This window comes from Micrococcus sp. ACRRV (assembly GCF_022346985.1).
Taxonomy (GTDB): domain Bacteria; phylum Actinomycetota; class Actinomycetes; order Actinomycetales; family Micrococcaceae; genus Micrococcus; species Micrococcus porci.
This window is the reverse complement of the sequence record NZ_JAKRNH010000002.1, coordinates 38,732-63,984: the sequence shown is the minus strand read 5'-3', so window position 1 is coordinate 63,984 and position 25,253 is coordinate 38,732. Positions and strand designations below refer to the sequence as shown.

Sequence of the window (25,253 nt, the reverse complement as noted above, 5' to 3'; positions counted from 1 at the left end):
GGCGTTAGCGTGGGACATGAAGGCCTTCTGTTCGCGTGAGCGGTTTCTTGACAACTCCACTCTCGCAACAGGAGGCCTTCGCCTGTCAGCTGCTCACGCAACAACGTCCCTGGACATCACACCTAGGAGATCCACGCGTGCAGCGCATCATCGTCATCCCAGACTCGTTCAAGGGGGCCCTGTCGTCGCGGGAGGCGGGCTCCGCGATCGCGGCGGGTCTCGCGTCGGTCACCGACGCCGAGGTCCTCGTGGTGCCCATCGCCGACGGCGGGGAGGGCACCGTCGAGGCCTTCGTGGCTGCCGCAGGGAGCGCCGTGCGATCCGCGACCGTCTGCGGGGTGTTCTACGGCGAGCGCGTGCCTGTCCACTACGGACTGGTCGCGCCGGACGTGGCGGTGGTGGAGACAGCCACATGTGCCGGGCTGCCGCTCGCCTCCGGACGCGAGGACACGGGACGGGCCACGACGTTCGGGGTCGGCGAACAGATCCTTGACGCGGTGTCCGCTGGCGCGCGCAGAGTCATCGTCGGGGCCGGCGGGAGCGCGACGACGGACGGCGGCACGGGCGCTGCCGCGGCCCTCGGCGTCCGGTTCTTCGACGCCGCGGGTGAGGAGTTCGTTCCGACCGGCGACACCCTCACCCGGATTGCCCGGATCGACTCCACCCCGGCACGAGACCGGCTCCGCGACGTCGACGTGGAGGTGATGTGTGACATCAGCAACCCCCTCACGGGATCGCAGGGTGCAGCCCACGTGTTCGGCCCCCAGAAGGGGGCGGATCCTGCATCAGTGGTGAGCCTGGACACCGGACTGGCCCATCTTGCCGGCATCGTCGAGCGAGACCTCGGGGTCGCGATCGATGCGCTCCCCGGTGCGGGAGCGGCGGGGGGTCTCGCCGGTGGCCTGCACGCCTTCATCGGGGCCACCTTGAAGCCGGGTATCGACGCCGTCCTCGAGACGGCGGGTTTCCACGACCTCGTGAAGACCGCTGACCTCGTCATCACCGGGGAGGGGCGCATCGACGGCCAGTCCTTGGCCGGGAAAGTGCCGATCGGCGTGGCCCAGGCCGTGCGCTCAGTCGGTCGTGCGATCCCGGTGATCGTCCTCGCGGGCTCCGTGGGACAGGACGCGGACACCCTCTACGACGAGGGCATCACCGCGATCGTGCCCATTGGCCGCGGGCCCCAGGACTTGGCGACAGCGATCCGGCGTACGGCAGAGGACCTGACCGCGACCGCCCGCGACGTCGGGCGACTGGTGATGGCCTGCTCCCCCGCCGATCTCACACGGTGAGGGGGGTGAGGACGGGCGGAGGCTCGTCCTGGCCCATGGGGACTCGACGCCTGCCCTGCGCCGCATGGCGGTGTTCGACGTGATCGTGGACAACGCCGACCGCAAGCGCGCCCACATCCTCGCCATGCCCGGCGGTCACCGGTATGGGGTGGACCACGGGCTGACGTTCCATGTGGAGGACAAGCTGCGGACCGTGCTGTGGGGATGGATCGGTGAGGAGCTGAGCGAGGAGGAGCGCGACGGCGTGGCCCGAGTTCTCGCCGGAATGCCGGGCGACCTGGGGGGCAAGCTCGCAGGCCTGCTCCTGCCGGAGGAGACCGCGGCGCTCGGCGCGCGGTGCACCCGGCTGCTCGAGGACGAGCGATTCCCCGCCCCGAGTGGCCGGACACCGGCGGTGCCCTGGCCGCTGTTCTAGGGTCGCCGTCGGCGGCGGCTGGGTCCGTCAGCTCGACGCAAAAACACGACGGTGGCGGCCAGTAAGCACAGCTGTAAGTCGGCACCGACTGTGATCGGTCAGCACCTCGTCACGGCACAGAGAGAGCGGCCAAGTACCGGAGGATTGCCTCGCCACGAGACACGAATCCCGTGTCGGCCACCTTGCGCGGAGGCGGACGTGTGCCAGCCCGACCTCATGAGCCACAACACCCAGCCGGCGCACGCCCATGACGAATCGCGTGGGAAGTATGGTGGCGGAGTGAACCCGCTGGACCTCTTACTTTTCAGGGTAGCCAAATATTCGACTATGCGAAATCCCCGAAATTTGATTGATCATTCCTGCCAGCACTGCACACTGCTCTACCATGCCGGATATTGCAGCTGCAGAGTTCCTCGGCCCGTGACGCACAATCTCCGCAACCGCAGACGACAGGGCTTCGGGCCCATGTACAGAGTACGTAAGCGCCAGTCGACGACTCATCATCAATCTACGCTCAAGAGCAGCATCCCCTAGGCCCCCGCCCTCCGAAGAGTCTTCAGTCGCATCATTCACCAGGATGCGGGCCGCTCGAAGGACATCCCCCTCACTATGAGCTAACTCAAGATCAGCAAGGGCCGATTCGTGAGGGATGACTCGATGCGCCACATGATGGACACCCCCGCCAGGCGACTCAATGCTGGCGACCATGGGGATGGCACCCTCAGGCATACGAGCGGCAGCACAAATGGACCGGAATCGCGGGATTTCATTCATAAGCAATTCCATCTGACGTCGAGCACGTCGGCGCTCAATGCGAACAATTGCTTGAAAATTAGCTCGAATTAATTCGAGAAAATCAATCACGTCAGGTAGTCCGACAATCACACTCCTTACGGACTTATTCCAGTCGCGAATCGCTAGCATTTCACTCTTGGCGATAGTATACTCAACTTTGACCAGATCACTATCATCTATTGTGCTGAATGACAGCGACCCAGGAAGCGAGCCGGTATGGACAAGAATGTTGCGAAGATGATAGCAAATGGCATATCCTGGGACATTATCGAATGCGTCCGATAAATCCGACTTGAAATCCCTGGCTAATTCCGAATCTTTGCCAAATTGTCGAACAAGAAGAGTGTCGGTGGACTCGATATATGTGCGACCCGAAGAAAGATAGTTTGCAACCAAGAAGAAGAAGCGGCGAACCTGTTTCTCATGATCCCACGCAAATGGACCAGACGGCTTCGCTGGTGGAAGTTCGCTCAGGGTCTCTAGGAGGCCAGAAATCTGCAACCATGATTCATCGAACATTTGAAACGCATCTGACGAGTTCGCAAGACGAATACTATCTGCGAATTCTGACACCCAGTTAACATCTTGTTCGCCCACCAGGTCATGGCCAACAAACTCGAAATGATGTTCGGGTCTTGTTTCGTCAGCTGGAATCATAAAGGCCAGATGGATCTTCTCTCCGGCCTCGCTGTCCAGTGAATCAGCGTCCATCACTTTCCTCCGTTCATCCTCAAAAACGAGGTCAAACGTTGAACCGGAACTCCACCACGTCGCCGTCGCGCATGATGTACTCCTTGCCCTCCATGCGCACCTTGCCCGCGGCCTTCGCCTCGGCCATGGACCCGGCAGCGATCAGGTCATCGAAACTCACGATCTCCGCCTTGATGAAGCCGCGCTGGAAGTCGGTGTGTATCACGCCGGCAGCCTCGGGCGCCGTCGCGCCGACCGGGATGGTCCACGCGCGCGTCTCCTTCGGCCCAGCCGTCAGGTACGTCTGCAGGCCGAGGGTGGAGAAGCCGACGCGGGCCAGCTGGTCCAGCCCGGACTCGTCCTGGCCGGCCATCTCCAGCATCTCGGCCGCCTCCTCCTCGGAGAGCTCCACGAGGTCGGACTCGAGCTTGGCGTCCAGGAACACGGCGTCGGCGGGGGCCACCAGATCGCGCAGCTCCTGCTGCTTGGCATCGTCCCCCAGCACGCCCTCGTCCGAGTTGAACACGTAGATGAACGGCTTGGCGGTGAGCAAGCCCAGCTCCCGCAGCCGGTCCATGTCCAGCTTGTCCTTGTCCTTCGCAGCGAAGATCGTCTCGCCCCGCTCCAGCACCGCGAGCGCAGCCTGCAGCGCCTCGAGGTCGGCGGGCTCCTTCTTCTTGCCCTTGACCTCCTTCTCGACGCGCGGGATCGCCTTCTCCACGGTCTGCATGTCCGCGATGATCAGCTCGGTGTTGATGGTCTCCATGTCCGAGGCCGGGTCCACCTTGCCGTCCACGTGGACGACGTCGCCGTCGTCGAACGCGCGCACCACCTGGGCGATCGCGTGGGCCTCGCGGATGTTCGCCAGGAACTGGTTGCCCAGGCCCTCCCCCTCGGAGGCGCCCTTCACGATGCCCGCGATGTCCACGAAGGACACCGTGGCCGGCCGGATGCGCTCGGAGCCGAAGATCTCGGCCAGCTGGGGCAGCCGCTCGTCCGGCAGGTTCACCACGCCCACGTTCGGCTCGATCGTCGCGAACGGGTAGTTCGCCGCGAGCACGGTCTGGCGCGTCAGCGCGTTGAACAGGGTCGACTTGCCCACGTTGGGCAGTCCCACGAATCCGATAGTCAAAGCCACGGAGCCACTCTACCGGGGCGCCCGGACACGACGACGGCGCCGCACCCCCACGCGGAGGTGCGGCGCCGGCGTCGTCGGTTCAGCCGATCAGCGGCTCAGGCGGTCACTCGCCCGAGGGCTGCTGCGGGGCCTCGACCGCGGCGGAGTCCTGCACGGACTCCTGGCCGGCGACCTCCTGGCCCTCCACCTGGTCGGCGGCGGAGTGCTTCACCTGGATCTTGCGCGGCTTGGCCTGCTCGGCCACGGGGATGCTCAGCACGAGCACGCCGTCGCGGTAGTCGGCCTCGATGCGGTCCAGGGCCAGGCCCTGGCCCAGGGTCAGCTGGCGGGCGAACGTGCCGGACGAGCGCTCCCGGGTCAGCCACTGGCGGCCCTCGGAGGCGGCGGCCTCCTTGCGCTCGGCGCGGATGGTCAGGGTGCGCTCCTCGACGTCCACGTCGATCGACGCCGGGTCCACGCCCGGCAGCTCGACCTCGGCGACGAAGGCGTCGCCCTCGCGGTACAGGTTCATGGGCATGGACGCGGTGCCGGTCGCGCGGGTCGTCAGACCGTTCACCAGGCGCTCCATCTCACGGAAGGGACGCTCCATCTCACGGAACGGATCGATGGGACGGGCCATGTCGGTTCACTCTCCTCGGGAGTCGGGTGGGCGCCGCTGACACCGCGGCGTCTGATCACCACAACAGCACGCCCAGCGAACCTATTCCAGAAATCTGCGTGAACTCCGCTCAACTTTCTGAGGGACAGCCCGCACGCTGCGGCTCGGCCCCACCCATGACATTCGTCATGGCGCATTCCTGACGTCTGCCGCTCCCGCGGGGCGCGCCCCGCGGCGAGGCTGGAGCCATGAGCAACGCACCCGCACTCGCAACCCGGGGACTCACCCGCCGCTTCGGACCGGTCCGGGCCGTGGACGGCGTGGACCTCACCGTCCCCGCCGGCGAAGTCCTCGCCCTCCTCGGGCCCAACGGCGCCGGCAAGACCACGCTGCTGGACATGGCCCTGGGCTTCAGCCCGCCCTCGGACGGCACGGTCCGCATCCTCGGCTCCGACCCCGTCGCCGCCGTCCGCCAGGGCCGGGTGGGCGCAGTGCTGCAGACAGGCGGCCTGCTGGAGGACCTGAGCGTCCGCGAGACCGTGGCCATGGTGGCCGGCTGCCACCGCCGCCACATCGGCGTGTCCGCCGCCCTCGAGCGCGCCGGCCTCACCGGGCTGGCCGGCCGCCGAGTGAAGAAATGCTCCGGCGGCGAGCGCCAGCGGCTGCGCTTCGCCCTGGCCCTGCTCACCGACCCCGAGCTGCTGATCCTGGACGAGCCCACCGCGGGCATGGACGTCCGCGCCCGCCACGACTTCTGGGACACCATGCACGCCGAGGCGGACCGGGGCCGCACCATCGTGTTCGCCACCCACTTCCTCCCCGAGGCCGAGGACTTCGCGGATCGGATCGTCCTGATGCGCGAGGGCCGGATCCACGCGGACGGCACGCCCGCCGAGCTCGCCACCGGCGGGTCCGTCACCCTCACGGGCCGCTGGGCCGGCGGCGGAGGCGATCCGGACGCGCCCGCCCGCCTCGCCGCCGCCCTGGGCCTGCCGCGGGACGCCGTCGAGCTCGAACCACAGCACCTCTCCCCCGGCCGCCTGCGCGTGCGCGTCCCCGCCGGGGGCCGGGTCACCGGCGACGACGTCGCCCGCCACCTGCTGAACGAGCGCCTCGTCGAGGACCTGGCGATCACCCACGCCTCCCTCGACGACGTGTTCCTCTCCCTGACCGACGCCGGCCAGTCGGCACCCTCCGAGACGCAGGAGTCACTCGCATGAGCACGACCACCACCGCCCCCGGCCGACTGTTCGGCTATGCACGCCGCGAGTTCGTCCGCAACGTGCGGATGATCGAGAACTCGTTCTTCATCGTCGTCCTCCCCGTGGCGCTCTACCTCATGTTCGGCGCGCTCTCCGACTGGGGAGACCTCCCCGTCGGCCACGGGAACGCGTCCGCGTACACCATGACCGGCATGGCCGTGTACGGGGCGGTCATGGCCACCACCTCGATCGCCGGCTCGGCCGCCGTCGAGCGCCAGTCCGGCTGGGGCCGCCAGCTCTCCCTGACCGCGCTCACCCCGGGCGCCTACCTCGCCGGCAAGTGCCTCGTGGCCCTGGCCATGGCCGCCCTGCCCGTGCTCGCCGTGCTCGCCGCGGGCGCGCTCACGGGCGCGGAGCTCGACGGCCCGCTGCGCTGGCTCGCGACGGGCGCCCTCGCCCTGGTGTCCTCGCTGCCGTTCGCGCTGTTCGGCCTGGCGGCCGCCCTGCTCTTCCGTTCGGAGGCCGCCGTGTCCGCGGCGTCGGGCATCCTGGTGGTGTTCGGCTTCCTCGGGAACCTGTTCATCCCGCTCTCGGGGATCATGCTGGACATCGGGCGCTTCACTCCGGTGTACGGGGCCGGCGCCCTCGCCCGGTGGCCGCAGATGGAGGGAGAGAGGGCGCCGATGGGAACGGAACCCGCCGCCGCGGACCCGCTGTGGCTGCCGATCGTGAACCTGCTGGCCTGGACCGCCGTGTTCACGGTGGTCTGCCTGTTCGCCTCCCGCTCCCGGACGGCCCGCGCATGAGCCCCGCCGGCGGACCCCCGGCGCCGGCCCGCCCGACGGTCGGCACGGCGGAGCACGACCCCGCCGTCCTGCCGTTGCACCTGTGGCCGTCCACGCTGGGGTTCGCCGGGGTGTGGCTCATCAGCTTCGGCTTCGTCCTCGTCGAGCTCCTCCGCCGGGCGTTCACGCCCGGGGACGGGCGGGGCGAGGCGATCCTGGGGGTGGCGGCCATCGTGGTCTTCATCCTCGTCTACCTGGCCGCGTTCGTGGTGCCGCGCCCGGTGCGCGCGTGGCCGGCCTGGGCCAACACGGTCCTCACCTGGTTCGTGCTCGCCGGGTGTGTGGCCGTGCTGACCCGGATCCTGGGCGTCCACGCCCTGCTCTACTCCCCCTTCCTCGTGGCGACGTGGATCTTCCCCCACCGGCTGCGCGTGGGCCTGACCGGCGCCGGGGCCACGATGGCCGCGGCGCTGGCGACCGGGCTGCTGTTCTTCCCCGGCGATCCGGCCCTGCCCGTCGTGCTGGGCAACCTCGCCGTCCTCCTGGTGGTGCTGGTGGGCATGCGCCTGGCGATCGCCCGGGACGACCGGGTCGTGGAGATGACGCATGAACTCGACCTCGCCGGCCAGCGGGAACGGCTCGGTCGGGATCTGCACGACATCCTGGGCCACTCCCTGACCACCATCAACGTCAAGACCCAGCTCGTGCACCGGCTGATCGACACGGACCCCGCCCGGGCCAAGGAGGAGGCCGCCGAGGTGATCGCCCTGTCCCGCACGGCCCTCGCCGAGGCGCGGGCCGCCGTCGCCGAGCTCGCCGCCCCGGAGCTGGGTGGGCAGCTCTCCCTCTCCGTGGGGGCGCTGCGGGACGCCGGGATGGCCGTCGAGGCCCCGCCGCCCGGCGCGGTCACCGAGGTGCCGCAGCGTCGCCGCGCCCTGGCCGCGTGGATCGTGCGCGAGGCCGTGACCAACGTGCTCCGCCACGCCGGGGCCCGCCGGGTGCGCATCAGCCTGGACGCCCACCACGTGGCGGTGCTCGACGACGGCGCCGGGCTGCCGGCCGCCGTCGTCGCGGGCGTGGGCCCCCGCACCCTCGCCGAGCGGGCGGCCGCGGAGGGCGCGCGCCTCGAGGTGGGGCCGGGGCTGGGCGGGGCCGGCACCGGCGTGGCCGTGCACTGGGGCGGGACCACGCCGGAGGCCGCGCGCGGGGTCCTGCCCGCCACCGAGGGCAGGATGGACGCATGAGAGAGTCAGCCGACCCGGCCCCGTCCCCGGCGTCGCCGCCCGCAGCCGGTCTCGGACCCGGGGCTCCGCTGCGCCTGCTGCTGGCCGACGACCAGGCGCTCGTGCGCGGTGCCCTGGCCGCCCTCCTGGACACCGAGCCGGACCTGACCGTCGTCGCCCAGGCGGCCTCCGGGGACGAGGTGGCGGACGCGGTCGAGACCCATGACGTGGACGTCGCGCTGCTGGACATCGAGATGCCCGGGGTGGACGGGCTCGAGGCCCTGCGCCGGATCCGGGACCGTGGCCTGGGCTGCGCCGTGCTGATGGTGACGACCTTCGGCCGTCCCGGCTACCTGGAACGTGCCCTGGCCGCCGGGGCCCGGGGATTCGTGGTCAAGGACACCCCGGCCGAGCAGCTCGCCGACGCCGTGCGCGCGGTGGCCCGCGGCGAGCGCGTGGTGGATCCCTCGCTCGCGGTGGACACCCTCGCGGCGGGTCCGAGCCCGCTGACCCCGCGGGAGGTCGACGTGCTGCGCGAAGCGCTCACGGGGGCCTCCGTCCGGGCGATCGCCGGGCGCCTGCACCTCTCGGCGGGCACGGTGCGCAACCATCTGAGCGCGGCAATCGGCAAGACGGCCACCAGCACGCGCGGCGAGGCCGCGACGGTCGCCCGCGACCGCGGGTGGCTGTAGGGGCGGCTCAGCGGAGGAGCTCAGGTGAGATGCTCGAGCGCCGCACGGAACGCGGCCTCGGCCCGGTCCCCGAAGGGCACGAACAGCACCTCCTCGACCACGTCGCCCACCTCGTCCGCCATGGCGTGTGAGGTCTCGACGGCGATGCGCGCGGCGTCGTCCATGGGCCATCCGTAGACGCCCGCCGAGATCGCCGGGAAGGCCACCGTGCGGGCGCCCAGCTCGCGGGCCACCCGCAGGGACTCCCGGTAGCAGGAGGCGAGCGTGTCCGACTTGTCGATGGTCTTGGCCCACACCGGGCCCACCGTGTGGATGACCCAGCGGGCGGGCAGGTCCCCCGCCGTCGTCGCCACGGCCCGCCCGGCGGGCAGCCCGTCCGGCAGCTCGGTCTCGCGGAGGCGGCGGCACTCCGCCAGGATCCGCTTCCCTCCGCGGCGGTGGATGGCGCCGTCCACGCCCCCGCCGCCGAGCAGGGTGGAGTTGGCGGCGTTCACGATCGCGTCGGCGTGCGTGGCCGTGATGTCCCCGGGGACGATGCTCAGCTTCATGCCGGTCACCGTAGGCACGAGCGCCCCGGCCGGGACAGGTGCGGCCGGCCGGCGCGCGGTAGCGTCGGGGGCGTGAGCCAGACTCCCGAGACCCCCGTGACCCCGCCCACCCACGAGATCCTCCCGCTGGTCTCCCTGGCCGTGGACCACGTGTTCGACACCCTCACCCGGCAGGCCGTGTTCGACCCGACGATCCTCGCGGTCACCGCCGACGGCGCCCGCGGCATGTGGACCCTGCCCGACCTGGCCCCGGAGCAGGCCGCCGCCGAGGTCGGCCGGATCCAGCCGCTCCCCCAGCGCGCCGTCGCCGTGTTCGACGGCGAGGTGCAGACCCCGCAGGGCCCGCGCCCGGCCGTGGCCGTCGAGGCGTTCGACGCCGCCGCCGCGCAGTCCGTCCGCCTCGTGTTCGAGTACGTGCCCGGCATCCCCGGCACGGAGATCACCGGCCGGATCGAGGGCGAGCCGCACATCGTGGCCAACGGCCACAACCCCCTGTTCGGGCAGATCAGCTGAGTCCGGGGTCAGATTGCCCGGGCGCCCGACGACGGCGCGCCGCCCCTTAGCGTGTCCGGCCCCGGTGGGACAGTGGTCGGCATGGACTTCCTGACCCTCGTGATCACGCTGGCCCTGGGGCTGCTGGTGGGCGCCGCCGTGGGCGCATGGCTGATGTGGCGCCGCATGGACGGGGCCGCCGACGGCTCCGCCGGGGCCGAGCTGGACGCCCTGCGCCGCGAGCACGCGGCCGTGCGGGAGGAACTGGCCGGGGCCCGCGCCGAGTCCCGGGCGCTCACCCAGCAGCGTGCGGAGGACGCCGAGCGAGCCCGCACGGACGCCCGGGTGCTGGAGACCCTCGCCCCGCTGGGCCGGCAGCTCGGGGCGCTGCAGGAGCAGGTGGGCGTGCTGGAGCGGGACCGCGCCGCGCAGTTCGGCCGCCTCGGCGAGCAGCTGCGCACGGCCGCCGCGAACGACCGCGACCTGCTGAACCAGACCGCCTCCCTCATGGCCACGCTGAAATCCACGTCCGCGCGCGGGCACTGGGGCGAGGCTCAGCTGCGCCGCGTGGTCGAGGCCGCGGGCATGCTGCGCCACGTGGACTTCTCCGAGCAGACCACCATGACCGGCCGGGACGGCGAGCGCCTGCGCCCGGACCTGCTCGTCTCCCTGCCCGGCGGCAAGACCCTCGCCGTGGACGCGAAGGCCCCCATCGGGGACGCCCTGGCCGCCGAGGCCCTCGCGGACGAGCCCGGAGAGGAGGCGGCCGAGCGCCGGGCCGCGCTGAACGCCCGGCACGCCGCGGCCGTGCGTCGCCATGTGGACGCCCTCTCCGCCAAGGCGTACTGGACCGGGCTCGAGCGCTCCCCCGAGCTGGTGCTGTGCTTCCTGCCCGCGGAGTCCCTTCTGGCCGCCGCCCTGGACGCGGACGGCGCCCTGCTGGACCACGCGTTCTCACGGAACGTCGCGCTGGTGGCGCCGGTCTCCCTGCTCACCGCGCTCAAGTCCGTGGCCTACGCCTGGCGGCAGGAGCGCCTCGCGGAGAACGCGCAGCTGATCGTCTCCGGCGCGCGCGAGCTCTACGACCGCCTCGGCACCATGGGCTCCCACCTGGACAGGATGGGCGGCTCCCTGCGGGCCGCCGTGGACGGCTACAACCGGCTGGTCGGCAACGTCGAGTCCCGCGTGCTCCCCGCCGCCCGCACCCTCCGCGAGGCGGACCCGGGGCTGCCCGCCCTCGCGGACGTGCGCAGCGTGGACAACGCCCCGCGCCCGCTCACCGCGCCGGAGCTGGTGGACGGGGACGGACCCGTGGACGAGGGCTGGACCCCGGCCGGCTCCGCGGCCGCAGAGGATCGCCCCGAGCCCGCCCCGGCCTTCGAGGAGTCCCCCCTCTGGGAGGACGACGAGTGGACCGAGGACGCCGCCTGGGACACGGACCGCCGCACCGCCTGAGCCCTGGCCGCCCCCGGAGCGCCCCCCCGGGCTCGGCCGTGACACCCAGGCCTGGTCAGAGGTCGGCGAGGGCTCGCAGCGCGCGCTCCGTGAGCTCCTCCATGGTGGAGTCGTTCGCCAGGACGACCCCCTCCTCGTCGGCCTCCAGCGGCTCGAGGGTCGCCAGCTGGCCGGGCAGCAGCGCGGGCGGCATGAAGTGTCGGCGGCGCTCCATGCGGTGCAGGACCTGCTCCGCCGGGGTCTCCACGTGGAGGAACACCACCCGCACGGGGGCCTCGCGCAGCACGTCCCGGTAGGAGCGCTTCAGCGCGGAGCAGGTGACCACGGCCCCGCGCGCGGCCACCCCGGAGCCCATCCAGTCCCGGATCCGGCGCAGCCACGGCCCCCGGTCCTCGTCGGTGAGCGGGGTGCCGCCGGCCATCCTGGCCACGGCCTCGGCCGAGTGGAACTCGTCCCCCTCGGCGAACGGCACGCCCAGCGCCTGGGCCAGGCGCTGCGCCAGCACGGTCTTGCCGGAGCCGGACACGCCCATCACCACCACCGCCGTGCCCGCCAGGTCCGGGAGGGCCCGAGCGGGCCCGGCCTGCCCGGTCACTCGGCGGGGCGACGCCGCCCGCCCAGGGAGCGCTCCTCGTCCCCGGCCTGCTTGAGCTGGGCGCGCAGCTCCTTGGGCAGGGAGAAGATGATGTCCTCCTCCGCGGTGACGACCTCCTCGACCTGCCCATAGCCGTAGTCGGCCAGGAGGGCCAGCACGTCCTGCACCAGCACCTCCGGCACGGAGGCGCCCGAGGACAGGCCGACGGTGGCCACGCCCTCGAACCAGGACTCGTCCACCTGGGAGGCGAAGTCCACGCGCTCGGCCCGGGCCGCGCCGTACTCCAGGGCGACCTCCTTGAGGCGCACGGAGTTCGAGGAGTTCGCCGAGCCGACGATGATCACGAGGTCGCACTGCGGCGAGATCCTCTTGATCGCCGCCTGGCGGTTGGAGGTGGCGTAGCAGATGTCGTCCGAGGGCGGGTCCTGCAGGTTCGGGAACCGCTCGCGCAGCACCGCCACGATCTCCAGGGTCTCGTCCACGGAGAGGGTCGTCTGGGAGAGCCAGATGAGGTTGTCCGGGTCGTCGACCTGGACGGTGCGGGCCTCCTCGACGTCGTTGATCACCGTGGTGTGCTCCGGCGCCTCCCCGTAGGTGCCCTCGACCTCCTCGTGGCCGGTGTGCCCGATCAGCAGGATCCGCTTGTCCTGCCGGGCGAAGCGCACGGCCTCGCGGTGCACCTTGGTCACCAGGGGGCAGGTGGCGTCGATGGTCTGCAGGTCCCGCTCCGCCGCCTCGGCGACCACGGCCGGGGACACGCCGTGGGCGGAGAACACGGTGAGCGCGCCGGCGGGCACCTCGTCCAGCTCCTGGACGAACACCGCGCCGCGCTCGGTCAGGGTGTCCACGACGTGCCGGTTGTGCACGATCTCCTTGCGCACGTACACGGGAGCGCCGTGGTGCTCCAGGGCCTTCTCCACGGCGACGACGGCGCGGTCCACGCCGGCACAGTAGCCGCGGGGCGCGGCCAGCAGGACGCGCTTGTCCCCGGCCACGGGCGCGGCGGCCTCGACCTCCTCGCGGGAGCGGCGGGTGCGGGGCACCTGCGGCATGCCGAGGCCGACGGTGGACGGGGCGGAGGCGGTGGGAACGGACATGCCGTCCATGCTATCGGCCCGTGTGCGAGCCGGTCCCGCTGGGACGGGTGCGGGCCAGTCTGCGGCGCACGGGCCCGGCAAGGACCTCGATCGCCATGAGCACCAGACCCGCCAGCAGGGCCACCGTGCCCCACGTGGTCAGCCCGCCCAGCCAGGGCGCCAGGACGTCCGCGACCGCGGGGCGGAACGCGGCCTCCGCGGCCCGTGCCAGCGCGGCCACCCCGCCGGTGGCGCCGTCGGGCGCGGCCAGCGACCACCGGGAGGAGTCCATGGCGGAGGAGGCCAGGAGGACGGCCAGCAGCACCGTGACCCCGGCGACCGCGAGGGCCAGCCCGCGACGGCCCCGGCGGGCGAGCAGCAGGGAGGCGACGAGCGCCAGGACCGAGCCGCCGGCTGCCCACCGCCAGTGCGCGGACGCGTCCACCCAGCGCGCCACCGTGGCCCGGTCCGTGCCCGCGAGCGCGTCCACCCGGACGGTCATGGTCAGGTCGGTGCTGTCCCGCAGCTCGGCGGCGCGGTCGTAGAGGGGCTTCACGAGGGTGTCCGCGGCCCAGGTGCCCACGTCCACGCCGACGATCGCCTCGACGATCGACTGCCCCGGCAGGTTCAGCTGATCGGAGCGCAGCCGCGTCTCCAGGTCCCCGACGGCCGAGGCGACGCCGGACTGGGCGACCGGCCCGAAGGGGATGCGGAACTCTCCGCCGGGAGCGTGCTCCCCGCCGTCACGGGCGCGCTCCAGGTCCATCAGCCAGGCCCGGCGGGCCTCGTCCGCGGTGTCCGCGAAGCCGGTGGCCACGTCCGGGTCCTTGGCCACGTCCTCAGCGATCGGGCGCACGATGTCCTGGGCCAGCTGGGTGAGCGGGGCAGGGACGGACTCGGGGACGGCGCCCTCGATCGAGTCGGTGACCGCCCGGGGCACGGCCGCGCGGACGGCGTCGTCGGCGGCGATGCGCTCGGCCACCTGCCGCACGGTGTCCGGCTGGTGGGCCGTGCGGTCCACGAGGGCGCCGGCGGTGGCGAGCACGGCCAGCAGCGCCGCGAGGACCGCGGAGAGCAGAGAGAGCAGGGAGCGCATGGGCCGCCTTCCACGGGTCAGGGGCCGCACGCGGAGGGCTCCGGCGCGGCGGGTTACGGTGTCCGAGGGTAGTGACAGACTCTGGACGCAGGCCCGGGGCGAGCGCCCCGTGTCAGGAGCGGACCCCCGCCGCGGGGGCAGGACGAGGAGCAGGAGGCCGCGTGGAGGAGAGCGCAGCGCGTGAGGAGGGGACCGTCGTCGTGCCCGCCACGGCCTCGGAGACGTCCCCGGAGCGGCCCTGGCCCCTGCACCGGCTCTCCGAGAACCTGAAGCTGCACATCGAGCGCGCGCCGGCCACGTGGATCGAGGGCCAGCTGATCGAGCACAAGAACAACCGTGGCAATCTGTACATGACGATGCGGGACCTCGAGGAGGAGGTCTCCCTGCCGCTGACGGCCTGGCGCGCGGTCGCCGCGGGCATCGACCCGTCCGTCCAGCAGGGCTCGCGCGTGGTCGCGCGGGTGAAGCCCAACTTCTGGGTCAAGGGCGGGCGGCTGTCCATGGTGGTGCAGGAGATGCGCCCCGTGGGCCTGGGTGACCTGCTCGCCCGCGTCGAGCTGCTGCGTCGCCGCCTGGCCGAGGAGGGGCTCACCTCCCCCGCCCGGAAGCGGCAGCTGCCCGTGCTGCCCGGGGTCATCGGCCTGATCACCGGGCGGGACTCGGACGCGCTCAAGGACGTCGTCCGCAACACGCACCTGCGCTGGCCGGCGGCGGTGTTCGAGGTCCGCGAGGTCGCCGTCCAGGGCCCGGACGCTCCGCGCCAGGTGGCGGCGGCCCTCGCCGAGCTCGACGCGCGGCCGGAGGTCGAGGTGATCGTGATCGCCCGCGGCGGCGGGGCCCTGGAGGAGGTCGTACTGCCGTTCTCGGATGAGGCCCTCGTGCGCGCCGTGGCCGCGGCCCGCACCCCCGTGGTCTCGGCCATCGGGCACGAGGCGGACCGGCCGGTGCTCGACGACGTCGCGGACCTGCGCGCCTCCACCCCCACGGACGCCGCCAAGCGGATCGTCCCGGACGCTGCCCAGGAGTCCGCCGGCATCCGCGAGGCCCGGCTCCGGCTGGCGGGGGCGGTGGAGCGCCGCGTGCGCGGGGAGGCCGACGCTCTGGCCGCGCTGCGCTCGCGACCCGTGCTCGCCCACCCGCACGTGATGGTGGACGCCCGCACCGAGGACCTCGGCCGCTGGCAGGAGCGGGGCCGGGTGGCCCTCGGGCACCGGCTCGCCCGGGAGGCGGACGCCGTGTCCGCGCTGCGGGCACAGGTGCGCGCGCTCTCCCCCCAGCAGACCCTGGACCGCGGCTACGCCGTGGTCCAGCATGCGGGCCACGTCGTCCGCCGCGCGGAGGACGTCGCCCCCGGCGCCGACCTGGACGTGCTCGTGGCCGCCGGCCGGATCGAGGCCTACGTCACGGACGTCACCCCCGTCGAGACCCCCACCCCCACCCAGGAGGACGCATGACCGAGCAGGAGCAGCAGGGAACGGCCGTCGGGGGATTCACGTCCGCCGACACCTCGGACGTGGCCCGCATGAGCTACGAGCAGGCGCGGGCCGAGCTCGTGGAGGTCGTGGGCCAGCTGGAGGCCGGCGGCGCCGGGCTCGAGGAGTCCCTGGCCCTGTGGGAGCGCGGGGAGGCGCTGGCCGACCGCTGCCAGGCCTGGCTGGACGGCGCCCGCGCCCGCCTCGACCAGGTGCGCGGCGAGGCCGCCCCCGACGCCGACTGACCCCGCCCCCACTTTCGTTCGAGAAACGGCGGCCTCCGCCACGCTTTCGTTCGAGAAACGGCGGGGGCGGGGGCCATCGGCCCCCGCCCCCGCGCGACTCGCGCCCGACGTCGGTCAGGCGGTCTGGTCCTCGTGCTTGCCCTCGCCCAGCTCCTCCACGAGCTTGGCGTTGAAGGCGTCGAGGTCCTCCGGGGAGCGCGAGGTGGTCAGCCCGTTGTCCACGACGACCTCCTCGTCCACCCACTGGGCGCCCGCGTTCTTCAGGTCGGACTCCAGGGACGCGTAGCTGGTCAGACGGCGACCGTCCACGACGCCGGCCTCGATCAGGGTCCACGGGGCGTGGCAGATGGCCGCCACCGGCTTGTGCTGGTCGAAGAAGGCACGCACAAACGCCTGCGCGTCCTTGTTGACGCGCATGGCGTCCGCGTTCAGGGTGCCGCCCGGCATCACGAGGCCGTGGAAGTCCTCGGCCTTGGCGTCCTTCACCGTCGTGTTCACCTCGAAGGACTCGCCGTGATCCCAGTCGGACTGCATCGCGGTGATGGTGCCGGACTCCGGCGAGACGAGCACGGGGGTCGCGCCGGCGGCGATCACGGCCTCCCACGGGGAGGTCAGCTCGACCTGCTCGACGCCGTTGGTCGCGAGGAACGCGACGGTCTTGCCGGTCAGCGGGGCGTTCTGGACAGCGTTCTCAGTCATGGGTCCACCTTTCGGATCGGATCCGGCGCGCCTCTGCGGCGCCCGGCGTTCATGAATTAACTCACCGCGGCCCCGGGCTTGGCAAGGTCCGAGCACCACTGCCCGCCCATCGCGACGACGGCGGCGCTCAGCCCGCCAGCAGGCGACGGCGGGCGGCCGCGACGTCGAAGTCGGCCTCGGGCCAGGTCAGGCCCATCGCCTCGAGGGTCTCGATCATCAGGTCCTGCACGGCCACGCGGGCGTACCACTTGCGGTCGGCGGGCACGATGAACCACGGGGCGTCGGTGGCATCCGTGCGGTGCAGGGCCACCCGGTACGCCTCCTGGTACTCGTCCCAGAGCTCGCGCTCGTCGAGGTCGCCCGGGTTGAACTTCCAGTGCTTGTCCGCCCGCTCCAGCCGCTCGGAGAGCCGCGCCTTCTGCTCCTCCGGGGAGATGTGCAGCATCACCTTCACCACGCGGATGCCCGCGGCCACGGCCTCGGTCTCGAACTCGCGGATCGCCGTGTAGCGGCGCTCGATCTCCTCGGCCGGGGCCAGGGAGCGCACGCGCTGGATCAGCACGTCCTCGTAGTGGGACCGGTCGAACACGGAGAGCGTGCCGGGCATGGGCAGGTGCGGGCGCACGCGCCACAGGAAGTCATGCCGCGCCTCCTCCGGGGTGGGCCGCTTGAACGCGTGCACGTCCACGCCCTGCGGGTCCATCTGCCCGACCACGTGGCGCATGATCCCGCCCTTGCCGGCGGTGTCCATGCCCTGCACCACCAGGAGCACGGACGGGGCGGGGACGCCCCCGTCGGCCTCGCGGGTGGACTGGGCGTAGAGGAGCTCCTGCAGCTGCCCCAGCCGCTCGGAGCGGGCGGCGAGGACGGCCCTGCCCTCCGACTTGCCCCCGTCGAACCCCGGCTTGCCGTGCGGGTCGACGTCGGCGGGCCCGACGGGCGCCCCGTCCGCGCGACGGGCGCGCAGCAGGGTGCGGACGGGCTCGGTGAAGCGGTTCTCAGGCGTGTCAGCCACGGCGTTCCCTCCAGTCCTCGAGGAAGTCCTCGAGTCGATCCAGTGCGATGTCCAGGTCCTTCACGCTCGGCAGGGTCACCAGGCGGAAGTGGTCCGGCTGCGGGTAGTTGAACGCCCCGCCGTGCGAGACGAGGATCTTCTTGGCCTGGAGCAGCTCGATCACGAACTTCTCGTCGTCGTCGATCCCGTAGACCTCGGGATCCAGGCGCGGGAACAGGTAGAGCGCGCCGTGGGCGGGCTGCACGGAGACGCCGGGGATGTCGTTCAGGCGCTTCTGCGCGAGGTTGCGCTGCTCCAGCAGGCGCCCGCCCGGCAGGATCAGGTCCTCGATGGACTGGTACCCGCCCAGGGCCACCTGGATGGCGTGCTGCGCGGGCACGTTGGCGCACATCCGCATGTTGGAGAGCAGGGTCAGGCCCTCGAGGAAGTCCTTCGCGCGGTGCTTCGGGCCGGACACGGCCACCCAGCCGGAGCGGAAGCCGGCCACTCGGTAGGCCTTGGACAGGCCGGAGAAGGTGAGGGTGAGGACGTCGTCGGACAGGCCGGCCGCGTTGATGTGGCGAGCGCCGTCGTAGGTGATCTTCTCGTAGATCTCGTCCGCGAGCAGCACCAGGTTGTGCCGGCGCGCGATGTCCACGACGCCGTTGAGCACCTCGCGGGAGTAGACCGCGCCGGTGGGGTTGTTCGGGTTGATGATCACGAGGCCCTTGGTGCGCTCGGTGATCAGCGACTCCAGGTGCTCGAGGTCCGGGGCCCAGCCCTCCTCCTCAACGCACCGGTAGTGCACCGCCCTGCCGCCGGAGAGGGTGGTCGCGCCCGTCCACAGCGGGTAGTCCGGGGACGGGACGAGGATCTCGTCGCCGTCGTCCACGAGCGCCTGCAGGACCATGGTGATCATCTCGGACACGCCGTTGCCGATGAACACGTCGTCCACGGAGATGTCCCGGATGCCGCGGGACTCGTAGTACTGGGACACCGCGGTGCGGGCCGAGTAGATGCCCTTGGAGTCGGAGTAGCCCTGCGCGTGGGGCAGGTGCTGGTACATGGCCTGGAGGATCGCGTCCGGCGCCTCGAAGCCGAACGGCGCGGGGTTGCCGATGTTCAGCTTCATGATGCGGTGGCCGGCGGCCTCCATGCGCTGGGCCTCCTCCAGGATGGGGCCGCGCACGTCGTAGCGCACGTTCAGCAGCTTGGAGGACTGGCGGAATTCGCGGGGAGTGCTGGGTGCCATTGGCCCATTCTGGCACCGTCGCCCGTCTGCGGCCGGAAGCGACGCCCGTGCGTCCTCCCCCCAGGGAGCCTCCGCACGCGGGACCGGGGCGGCGTCAGAACCAGGGGTCGGCCGGAACGACCCAGTCCTCCGGGGCGTCTTCCAGCCTCTGGGAGACCAGCCAGTACTGGGCCGCCTCGTCCGCGGGCAGCGCGTCGCCGCCCTCGGTGAGGCGCGCGAGCTCGGCGATGCCGTCGTCGTCCAGGCGGTCCATGACCTCGCTCAGCGCAGACTGCGCGTCGTCGTCCAGGGTCTCGCGCTCGCCGACGACGGCGATCCGTCCCTCCGGCAGGACCCGGTCCGGGTCCTCGAGCAGGACGAGGCCGTTGGGCGGGACGTCCGGGTCGGTGCGGTAGGTCAGCCCGACCTGGGCGGCGTCGGCGACGACGGCGGGGCCGACGTCGGCGGCATCGGTGCGCCAGTCCGCCGGCCGGCAGCCCGCGAAGTCGTCGAGGCGGTGGGCCAGGAGCCCGTCGGAGACGGCCGCGGCCAGCGCCGCGGGGACGGCGAGCGTGAGGTCGCCGCAGCGGCCGTCGAGGTCGTCGATCGAGTCGAGGCCCTCGCGAGAGGCGGTGGTCGCGGTGACCACCGCGGCCAGGCGAAGGGTGCCGGCGGAGTCGGCGAGCACGCGGGGGGACGGACCCGTCGGCGTCGCCGCGGAGCGGGAGGCGGCAGGGGTGGGCGCCGCGGCGTCTGCCCCGGCCGCGACGCGGGACAGGGCGGCGTCCACGACCGCTTGTGCCGCGTCGGCGTCGGCCGCGGGCAGGCCCGAGGCCAGGGGCGTGGGGCTGGGGGTCGCCGACCCGGTGGCGGGCACGCGGGCCGGCGCCGAGGGGTCGATCGGCTCCAGGCTGGACTCGCTCGGGGTGGGGGCGGCGGCGGCACGGGAGGCCGCGGCGTCCTCGGGCTCGGGCGGGAGCACGGCCGCGGGGTCGGCCTGCAGGGCCAGGCGCAGGGTGTCCACCACGGCCACGGTGTCCCCGGCGGCCGCGGACCAGGGGGTCGCGTCACCGGCGTCCTCGAGGGTCACCGGGTGGCCGCGGTGGCGCAGGTGGCGGGCGACGACGGCGGCCACCGCCGAGTCCAGCGGGTCGGACGTGTGCACGACCGTCACGGGCGCGCCGGTCGGGTCTGCCGGGGCCCCGGCGCGCGGGGCGCCGCAGCCGGACAGCGCCAGCGCGAGGGAAAGGGCCGACGCGCCGGCGGCGGCGCGAACCCGCGACGGCCGGGGGCGCTCGGCGGGGCGGGTCATCGGGCGGTCCCGGCGGCGTCATCCGCGGCGAGCCCGGCGAGCGCGAGCGCGCGGTCCACCCAGCCGGAGGTGCGCACGTCCGCGAGCCCGTCGAGCGCGAACCAGGCGGCGTCCACGGAGGAGCCGTCGGCCTCGGGGCGCAGGACGCCCCCGGTCAGGCGCGCGGTGTAGAGGACCTGGACGGTGAGCAGCGGCAGGGGCTCCCCGCGGAGGCGGCGCTCGACGGGGATGGTGCCCGTGGTGACGCCGAGCAGGCCGGTGAGCTCGGCGGTGTGGCCGGTCTCCTCCTCGACCTCGCGGACGCACGCCTCCTCGGGGCTCTCCCCCAGCTCGATGCCGCCGCCGGGCAGGGTCCACACGATGCCGGTGGGGCCGGCCCAGGCGGACATCAGCACACGGCCGTCCTCAACGATCAGGGCGTAGGCCCCGGCACGGGTCTCGAACGGTCCGGGCGCGGTGCTCGCGGCGGTGGGGCTGGCTGCGCTCACGGGGGCTCCTGGGTCCTGGGGAGGGTCCGGCCGGGACGCCGGCCGACGGTCCCGCCAGTCTAGGCGCGGCCTCGCCGGCGGGAGCGGTCCGGCCCGACGGGCGCGGCCCGGCTGCCGCACGGTCTCCCGCCCGCGGCGAACAGCGGACCGGCCCGGCATCCGCGTGGCTACGCTGGGAAGTCCCGCCCTCCTGGCCGGCCGCGACCCGCTGGCCGCGGTCGAGGCGCTGCTGGCGGCCGCCCGCGACGACGCCGCCCTCCCGCTCCCCGCGGGCTCGGACGCCCCGTCGCTGCGGGAGCGCGCCCTGGAGGCGCTGCTGCGCGAGGACCCGGCGTCCGCCGCCCGGGCCGCGGAGGACGGGCTCGACGCTCCCGGAGGCCAGGACCCCGCCCTGCGCTTGGCCCTGCTGCGCCTGCGGGCCACCGCCGCCGCCCATGCCGGTGACGCGCCCGCGCTCGAGGAGTGGACGGCCCGCCGCGCCGACCTGCTGCGCCGCCTCGGCCGGCCCCGGCAGGCGGACCTGGAGGTCCAGCTCGGGGCGAGCCTGTTCCGCGAGCCGGACGCGTTCGAGGCCACGGTGCTGGCCGGCGTCGCCGAGGACGAGCGCGGGCGGATCGCCGCGGACCCGGCCGCGCTCGAGGACACCGTCCTCCCGGACGCCCTGCTGGCGCTGTGCGCGCAACGGGTCCAGGTGCACGACCTGGACGCCGCCCTCGAGGCCGCCGAGGAGGCCCTGGCCGTGATCCGCGCACAGGAGACGGCCGGCGTCGTCCTAGGGGAGGCCGCCGAGCCGCACGCCCTGCTGATGCTGGCCCGCCTGCACCTGTGGCGGGAGGAGCACCAGGCCTCCGACGACGCCGCCCGCGCCGTCCTCGCCCGCCCGTGCGCGGCCGTGGTGCGCGCCTCGGCGACGCTGGTGCGTGCCCTGGCGGCGCACGGCCAGGACCGGCCCGAGGCTGCCCTGGACTTCGCCCTGCGCGCCGCCGAGGCCATGAGCCATGCCGGGCTGCGGCGCGGGGCGGCCTCGGCGGCGGCGCTCGTGGGGCGGGTGGCCGGGGCCCGCGCGGACCGGCAGGACCTCGCGGTGGCCGCCTGGGAGCTGTCATGCGTGCACGCGGAGAAGGCGGAGGCGCCCGAGGCGCCGTCACTCGCCTACTGGTGGGCGCACCAGCTGCTGATCGCGGGGCGCGCGGAGGAGGCGGAACCGGTGCTCGCCGCGCTGGTCCGCCGGGAGGCCGCCGCGGGCGACGAGGCGGCGCAGGCCCGCGCCCTCGTGGACCTCGGCCACGCGTGCCACGAGCTGGACCGCCCCTCCGAGGCGCTGCCGCTGTGGCGGGAGGCCGCGGAGCTGTTCACGCGGCGCGGCCACCACGCCGACGCCGCCCACACCCTCCTGGCCGCCGGCGCCCTGTGCCACCGGGACCCGCACGACGCCGCCCACGCCGGCGCCCTCGACCTGTTCGAGCAGGCCGTGGACGCCGCCCGCCGGGCCGAGGGCGACCCCGCGGTGCTCGCCTCCGCCCTCCACGCCCTCGGCTACCTGCGCTGCGAGACCGGCCGGGGCGACGGCCTGGAGCTCATCGACGAGGCCATCGCCCTGGCGGAGGGCTCCGGCGCCGCCTGGCAGAAGGCCGACTACCTGGACACGCGCGCCCGTTCCCTCTGGGCGCTCCACCGGGGCGACGACGCCGTGTCCGCCGCGCTGACGTCCGCAGACCTCTTCACCGACGCCGGCGACCCCTCCGGCGCCGCGCAGGCCGAGCTCTTCGCCGCCCACGTGGTCGCCGAGGACGGGCGCCCCGAGCAGGCGGCCACCCTGTTCCGGCTCGTCAGCGAGTCCACCCACTCCGACCTCGTGCGGCTCGGGGCGCTCACCGGGCTGCAGCAGTGCCTGGCCGCGCTGGGCGAGCACGCCGAAGCCGACCGGGTGCGGGCCGACGCCGACGCCGTGCGTCGGGCCCTGGGCGGGCGGGACTAGCGGGCCGACCGCCGGGCCGCGCGGACCGCGGGCGGCAGGTCCGGGGCGGCGGCCAGGGCCAGCGCCGTCACGTCGGCGCGGGCGCGGAGGGCCTCCTCGTCGACGACGCCGCACGCGTGCCCGGTGAACTCCGCCGCGAGCGCGGCCGTCCGGCGGGCCCGCTCCGGGTCGTGCGACGGGCCGGGGACGGCGGCATCGGCGGCGGCCACGGCCAGGTGTCCCACCAGCACGGCCCAGTCGTCCACCCGGTGCCCCGGACCCAGGCTGTCCGGGTCCAGGACGCCCACGATCCGGTCCGTCCCCGGGGCGAGCAGCAGGTTGTCCGGGTGCAGGTCCCCGTGGACGGGCACGCGCGGCCCGGGATCGGCGACGGCCAGGGACTCCTCGAGCCGGCGGGCGCGCTCGCGGAGCTCCTCGGCGGCCTCCGGGTCCAGCAGCGTGCCGGCGCGGACGGCATGCGCGAGCAGGGCGGACCAGGCGGGGGTGCGGGAGGGGCCGTCATCGTGGGCGGCGAGGGCATCCGGGAGGGCGTCGAGCAGGGCCGCGACGGCGGCGGGCGCCGGCTGCGGGGCGTCCGCGCCGAGGCGGGCGCGCCAGGGCTCCCCCGGCAGCGTCCCCAGGGCCAGCACGCCCAGATCCGGCGGCGCCAGCGGCGGCGGGACGGGCAGCCCCGCGGCGCGGGCGGCGAGGAGCCGGCCGTGCATGCCGTGCAGCCGGGCCGGCGGCAGGACCTTGAGGTGGAGCGAGGAGCCGGGCTCGTCGGGCCGGGCGGGGACGGCGTCCAGGGGGACGCGGAGCACGGCCCGCTCCCCCGGCCGGTAGGCGACCCAGGCGGGCTCGCCGGCGCGGCCGAGGCCGGGCAGCCAGGCGTCGAGCCGCTCGTGGTCGAGGGCCAGGTCCAGGCCCGGCAGGGCGGGGTCGTGCGGGAGCAGCCACCAGCGGGTGCCGTCGGGCAGGCGGCCGCGGCCGAGGCGGCGCGGAGCCGGTCCCGACGCCGGGACGGGCGGGCCGGGCGGGCCGGGCACGGCGACCGCGGGCTCGACAGGACCGCGCAGGACGAGGACCCGCTCCCGGGCCACGCCGGCGCCCGGCGGGCCCTCCAGCAGGACCACGGCCAGGACGTGGGAGACCGTGCCGTCGAGGTGCAGGGTGGTGCGGGCGGCCCCGGTGTGGACCGCGCGCCGGCCGGTGGCGGCCAGCGCGGCCGCCAGGCGCCCGGGGTCCGGCGTCAGGACGGGCCGCCCCGGCTCAGGAGGCGCGGCGCCGGGCCAGCACGCCGTCCAGGTCCAGGACGACGGCGCGCGCGGCCGGCTCGGGGATCTCCACGACCTCTGCGGACGCGGCCTGCTCCTCGGCCTCCGGGCGGGTGGCCACGGCGTCGTCCTCCGCCGGGTCCTCGGCCTCGGCCTCGGCGGCGGGGGCCTCCGGGGCGTCGAGGTAGGTGGGACGCGGGACCTCGGGGATCACGATGCCGCCGAGCGGGATCCGTGGCGCACGGCGGCGCTGCAGGGCGTCCACGACCACGGGCACCGGCTCCGCGGCTGGCTCCTCGTCCTCGACCTCGTCCGTCAGGGACAGCGCGGCGGCCAGGACGCGGCGGTCCCGCTCAGAATCCGGGACCACGGGCAGCTCGTGCGTGTCCAGGTCCTCCTCCGCGAGATCCGGCTCGTCCGCGTCGTCGGCGAGGTCGTCGTGGTGCTCGCGCTGGCCGCGGGCCGCGAGCACGCGCAGGCCGACGACGGCGCCCACGGTCACCAGCAGGGACCAGCCGGCGAGCCCGGCGGTGGGCAGCCCGGCGAGGGCGCAGAGCGCGGTGACCAGCGCGACGGCCAGCGCACCGACGCCCACGAGGAACAGCGACGCACGGTCCCAGTGCACGTGGAACCCCGAGTCGGCGTGCCCCGGCTCCGCGTCGAGGCGGGCGTCCTCACGGGGCGACGGCGTCTCGGTCATGGCGGTCCTTCCGGGGCGGTGGGGTCGGGCGCCGGTCCCGTGGGGGCGGCGACGCGTGCAGGGCACCAGCCTAGCGGCCCGACGGCCCCGGGACGTCCCCTGCGACGCCCGGCGTGTGCGCCGTGTCACGCGGCTCCGCGGCGCCCGCGGCGGCCTCTCGGCGGGCCAGCCAGCGCGGCAGCAGGCCCTCGGGGACCTCCTCCGCGGTGACGGCGAAGCTCAGGTGGTCGCGCCAGGCGCCGTCCACGTGGAGGTAGGCCCGGCGCAGGCCCTCCTCCCGCAGCCCGAGCTTCTCCGCGACCCGCAGGCTCGCGGTGTTCTCCGGCCGGATGTTGACCTCCACACGGTGCAGGCCCAGCCCGTGGAACGCCCAGTCCGTCGCCATCGCCACGGCGGTCGGGGTGAGCCCGCGCCCGGCCTGCCGGCGGTCGATCCAGTAGCCCACGGCACCCGACATCACGGACCCGTGCTGCACCCCGCCCAGGCTCAGCAGCCCGATGAGCCGGTCGCGGCCGGGGGCGTCGTCGTCGAGGGCCATGCCCCAGGTGTAGGAGGTGCCCGCGCGGGCCTGGCGGTGCTGCCAGCGGACCATCTGCGCGAAGCTCGCCGGCGCCGCCCCCGGCACCGGGCTGGTGGCGTCCCACGGCGTGAGCCAGTCGCGATTGGCGGCGCGCTGCTCCTCCCACGCCCGGCGGTCGCCCCGGCGCAGGGGGCGCAGCGTGAGCGTGCCGTGGCGCAGGGCCACGGGCCAGAGGGAACCGGAGACGTCCATGCGCTCGATCCTAGGCT

Annotated in this window: 25 protein-coding genes and 1 pseudogene; 11 read left to right on the top strand and 15 right to left on the bottom strand. The window is 73.9% G+C overall.

Features of this window, described 5'->3' with window-relative positions; translation table 11 throughout:
• The first annotated feature begins 137 nt into the window (after positions 1–137).
• The gene (locus MHY29_RS00660) at positions 138–1,292 is read left to right on the top strand and encodes a glycerate kinase (protein WP_239237915.1); all 1,155 of its coding nucleotides are present in this window, start codon (positions 138–140) and stop codon (positions 1,290–1,292) included.
• Positions 1,293–1,299: 7 nt separating this feature from the next.
• Positions 1,300–1,707 (top strand): annotated as a pseudogene (locus MHY29_RS00655) (phosphatidylinositol kinase); the annotation flags it as partial.
• 297 nt (positions 1,708–2,004) lie between these two features.
• Here MHY29_RS00655 and MHY29_RS00650 read toward each other — a convergent pair.
• From MHY29_RS00650 to MHY29_RS00640, 3 genes are all read right to left on the bottom strand, one after another.
• Positions 2,005–3,216: a hypothetical protein gene (locus MHY29_RS00650; RefSeq protein WP_239237914.1), complete on the bottom strand. Its 1,212-nt coding sequence runs from the start codon at positions 3,214–3,216 to the stop codon at positions 2,005–2,007.
• 28 nt (positions 3,217–3,244) lie between these two features.
• Positions 3,245–4,330 carry a redox-regulated ATPase YchF gene (gene ychF / locus MHY29_RS00645; protein WP_239237913.1) on the bottom strand — a complete coding sequence of 362 codons (1,086 nt, stop codon included), beginning with the start codon at positions 4,328–4,330 and terminating at the stop codon, positions 3,245–3,247.
• Positions 4,331–4,433: 103 nt separating this feature from the next.
• A complete protein-coding gene (locus MHY29_RS00640; RefSeq protein ID WP_224356655.1) occupies positions 4,434–4,949 on the bottom strand; it encodes an Hsp20/alpha crystallin family protein in 516 nt (171 codons plus the stop codon).
• A gap of 227 nt (positions 4,950–5,176) precedes the next feature.
• On the opposite strand from MHY29_RS00640, the gene MHY29_RS00635 reads away from it, so the two are divergent.
• From MHY29_RS00635 to MHY29_RS00620, 4 genes are read left to right on the top strand one after another with little or no spacing between them, the layout of a single operon-like run.
• On the top strand, positions 5,177–6,148 hold the full coding sequence (locus MHY29_RS00635) for an ABC transporter ATP-binding protein (RefSeq protein ID WP_239237912.1): 972 nt from the start codon (positions 5,177–5,179) through the stop codon (positions 6,146–6,148).
• Positions 6,145–6,936, top strand: a complete 792-nt coding sequence (locus MHY29_RS00630; RefSeq protein WP_239237911.1) for an ABC transporter permease — start codon at positions 6,145–6,147, stop codon at positions 6,934–6,936. Before MHY29_RS00635 ends, MHY29_RS00630 begins: the two co-directional genes overlap by 4 nt.
• Positions 6,933–8,159 (top strand): sensor histidine kinase, encoded by a 1,227-nt coding sequence (locus MHY29_RS00625; protein WP_239237910.1) that lies wholly within the window; start codon positions 6,933–6,935, stop codon positions 8,157–8,159. The genes MHY29_RS00630 and MHY29_RS00625 overlap by 4 nt, the downstream gene beginning before the upstream one ends.
• Positions 8,156–8,830, top strand: coding sequence for a response regulator transcription factor (locus tag MHY29_RS00620; RefSeq protein ID WP_180535928.1), 675 nt, complete (start codon positions 8,156–8,158; stop codon positions 8,828–8,830). The genes MHY29_RS00625 and MHY29_RS00620 overlap by 4 nt, the downstream gene beginning before the upstream one ends.
• Before the next feature lie 20 nt (positions 8,831–8,850).
• Here MHY29_RS00620 and MHY29_RS00615 read toward each other — a convergent pair whose 3' ends face one another.
• Positions 8,851–9,378, bottom strand: coding sequence for an O-acetyl-ADP-ribose deacetylase (locus tag MHY29_RS00615; RefSeq protein ID WP_239237909.1), 528 nt, complete (start codon positions 9,376–9,378; stop codon positions 8,851–8,853).
• A 72-nt stretch (positions 9,379–9,450) separates the two neighbouring features.
• Here MHY29_RS00615 and MHY29_RS00610 point away from each other — a divergent pair, with 72 nt between their 5' ends.
• Positions 9,451–9,891, top strand: coding sequence for a hypothetical protein (locus tag MHY29_RS00610; protein WP_239237908.1), 441 nt, complete (start codon positions 9,451–9,453; stop codon positions 9,889–9,891).
• 81 nt (positions 9,892–9,972) lie between these two features.
• Entirely contained in the window at positions 9,973–11,325 is a 1,353-nt protein-coding gene (gene rmuC, locus MHY29_RS00605; RefSeq protein ID WP_239237907.1) for a DNA recombination protein RmuC, read from the top strand.
• Positions 11,326–11,380: 55 nt separating this feature from the next.
• Here rmuC and MHY29_RS00600 read toward each other — a convergent pair whose 3' ends face one another.
• The 3 genes from MHY29_RS00600 to MHY29_RS00590 are packed head-to-tail and all read right to left on the bottom strand — an operon-like array spanning position 11,381 to position 14,092.
• Positions 11,381–11,857, bottom strand: a complete 477-nt coding sequence (locus tag MHY29_RS00600; protein ID WP_224356796.1) for a gluconokinase — start codon at positions 11,855–11,857, stop codon at positions 11,381–11,383.
• 59 nt (positions 11,858–11,916) lie between these two features.
• Entirely contained in the window at positions 11,917–13,017 is a 1,101-nt protein-coding gene (locus MHY29_RS00595) for a 4-hydroxy-3-methylbut-2-enyl diphosphate reductase (RefSeq protein WP_224356648.1), read from the bottom strand.
• A gap of 10 nt (positions 13,018–13,027) precedes the next feature.
• On the bottom strand, positions 13,028–14,092 hold the full coding sequence (locus tag MHY29_RS00590) for a hypothetical protein (RefSeq protein ID WP_239237906.1): 1,065 nt from the start codon (positions 14,090–14,092) through the stop codon (positions 13,028–13,030).
• 161 nt (positions 14,093–14,253) lie between these two features.
• Between MHY29_RS00590 and xseA the strand changes: the two genes are divergently transcribed.
• Both xseA and MHY29_RS00580 read left to right on the top strand, forming a co-directional pair.
• A complete protein-coding gene (xseA, locus tag MHY29_RS00585; protein WP_239237905.1) occupies positions 14,254–15,546 on the top strand; it encodes an exodeoxyribonuclease VII large subunit in 1,293 nt (430 codons plus the stop codon).
• Positions 15,543–15,809 (top strand): exodeoxyribonuclease VII small subunit, encoded by a 267-nt coding sequence (locus tag MHY29_RS00580; RefSeq protein ID WP_239237904.1) that lies wholly within the window; start codon positions 15,543–15,545, stop codon positions 15,807–15,809. Before xseA ends, MHY29_RS00580 begins: the two co-directional genes overlap by 4 nt.
• A gap of 114 nt (positions 15,810–15,923) precedes the next feature.
• On the opposite strand, the gene MHY29_RS00575 is transcribed toward MHY29_RS00580, so the two are convergent.
• The 5 genes from MHY29_RS00575 to MHY29_RS00555 all read right to left on the bottom strand — a co-directional run bounded on the left by MHY29_RS00575 (position 15,924) and on the right by MHY29_RS00555 (position 20,533).
• The gene (locus MHY29_RS00575) at positions 15,924–16,508 is read right to left on the bottom strand and encodes a type 1 glutamine amidotransferase domain-containing protein (RefSeq protein WP_224356644.1); all 585 of its coding nucleotides are present in this window, start codon (positions 16,506–16,508) and stop codon (positions 15,924–15,926) included.
• 127 nt (positions 16,509–16,635) lie between these two features.
• Positions 16,636–17,523: a PPK2 family polyphosphate kinase gene (locus MHY29_RS00570; protein ID WP_370643408.1), complete on the bottom strand. Its 888-nt coding sequence runs from the start codon at positions 17,521–17,523 to the stop codon at positions 16,636–16,638.
• Positions 17,516–18,754, bottom strand: coding sequence for a pyridoxal phosphate-dependent aminotransferase (locus MHY29_RS00565; RefSeq protein ID WP_239237903.1), 1,239 nt, complete (start codon positions 18,752–18,754; stop codon positions 17,516–17,518). The genes MHY29_RS00570 and MHY29_RS00565 overlap by 8 nt, the downstream gene beginning before the upstream one ends.
• 94 nt (positions 18,755–18,848) lie before the next feature.
• The gene (locus MHY29_RS00560) at positions 18,849–20,045 is read right to left on the bottom strand and encodes a glycine betaine ABC transporter substrate-binding protein (RefSeq protein WP_239237902.1); all 1,197 of its coding nucleotides are present in this window, start codon (positions 20,043–20,045) and stop codon (positions 18,849–18,851) included.
• A complete protein-coding gene (locus MHY29_RS00555; protein WP_239237901.1) occupies positions 20,042–20,533 on the bottom strand; it encodes an NUDIX domain-containing protein in 492 nt (163 codons plus the stop codon). The genes MHY29_RS00560 and MHY29_RS00555 overlap by 4 nt, the downstream gene beginning before the upstream one ends.
• Before the next feature lie 163 nt (positions 20,534–20,696).
• Here MHY29_RS00555 and MHY29_RS00550 point away from each other — a divergent pair, with 163 nt between their 5' ends.
• A complete protein-coding gene (locus tag MHY29_RS00550) occupies positions 20,697–22,511 on the top strand; it encodes a hypothetical protein (RefSeq protein ID WP_239237900.1) in 1,815 nt (604 codons plus the stop codon).
• On the opposite strand, the gene MHY29_RS00545 is transcribed toward MHY29_RS00550, so the two are convergent.
• The 3 genes from MHY29_RS00545 to MHY29_RS00535 form a co-directional block, all read right to left on the bottom strand.
• Entirely contained in the window at positions 22,508–23,623 is a 1,116-nt protein-coding gene (locus tag MHY29_RS00545) for a phosphotransferase (protein ID WP_239237899.1), read from the bottom strand. The two genes, MHY29_RS00550 and MHY29_RS00545, sit on opposite strands and share 4 nt — an antisense overlap.
• A gap of 136 nt (positions 23,624–23,759) precedes the next feature.
• Positions 23,760–24,464 (bottom strand): hypothetical protein, encoded by a 705-nt coding sequence (locus MHY29_RS00540; protein ID WP_239237898.1) that lies wholly within the window; start codon positions 24,462–24,464, stop codon positions 23,760–23,762.
• Positions 24,465–24,534: 70 nt separating this feature from the next.
• Positions 24,535–25,236 carry a GNAT family N-acetyltransferase gene (locus MHY29_RS00535; RefSeq protein WP_239237897.1) on the bottom strand — a complete coding sequence of 234 codons (702 nt, stop codon included), beginning with the start codon at positions 25,234–25,236 and terminating at the stop codon, positions 24,535–24,537.
• Positions 25,237–25,253: the final 17 nt, after the last annotated feature.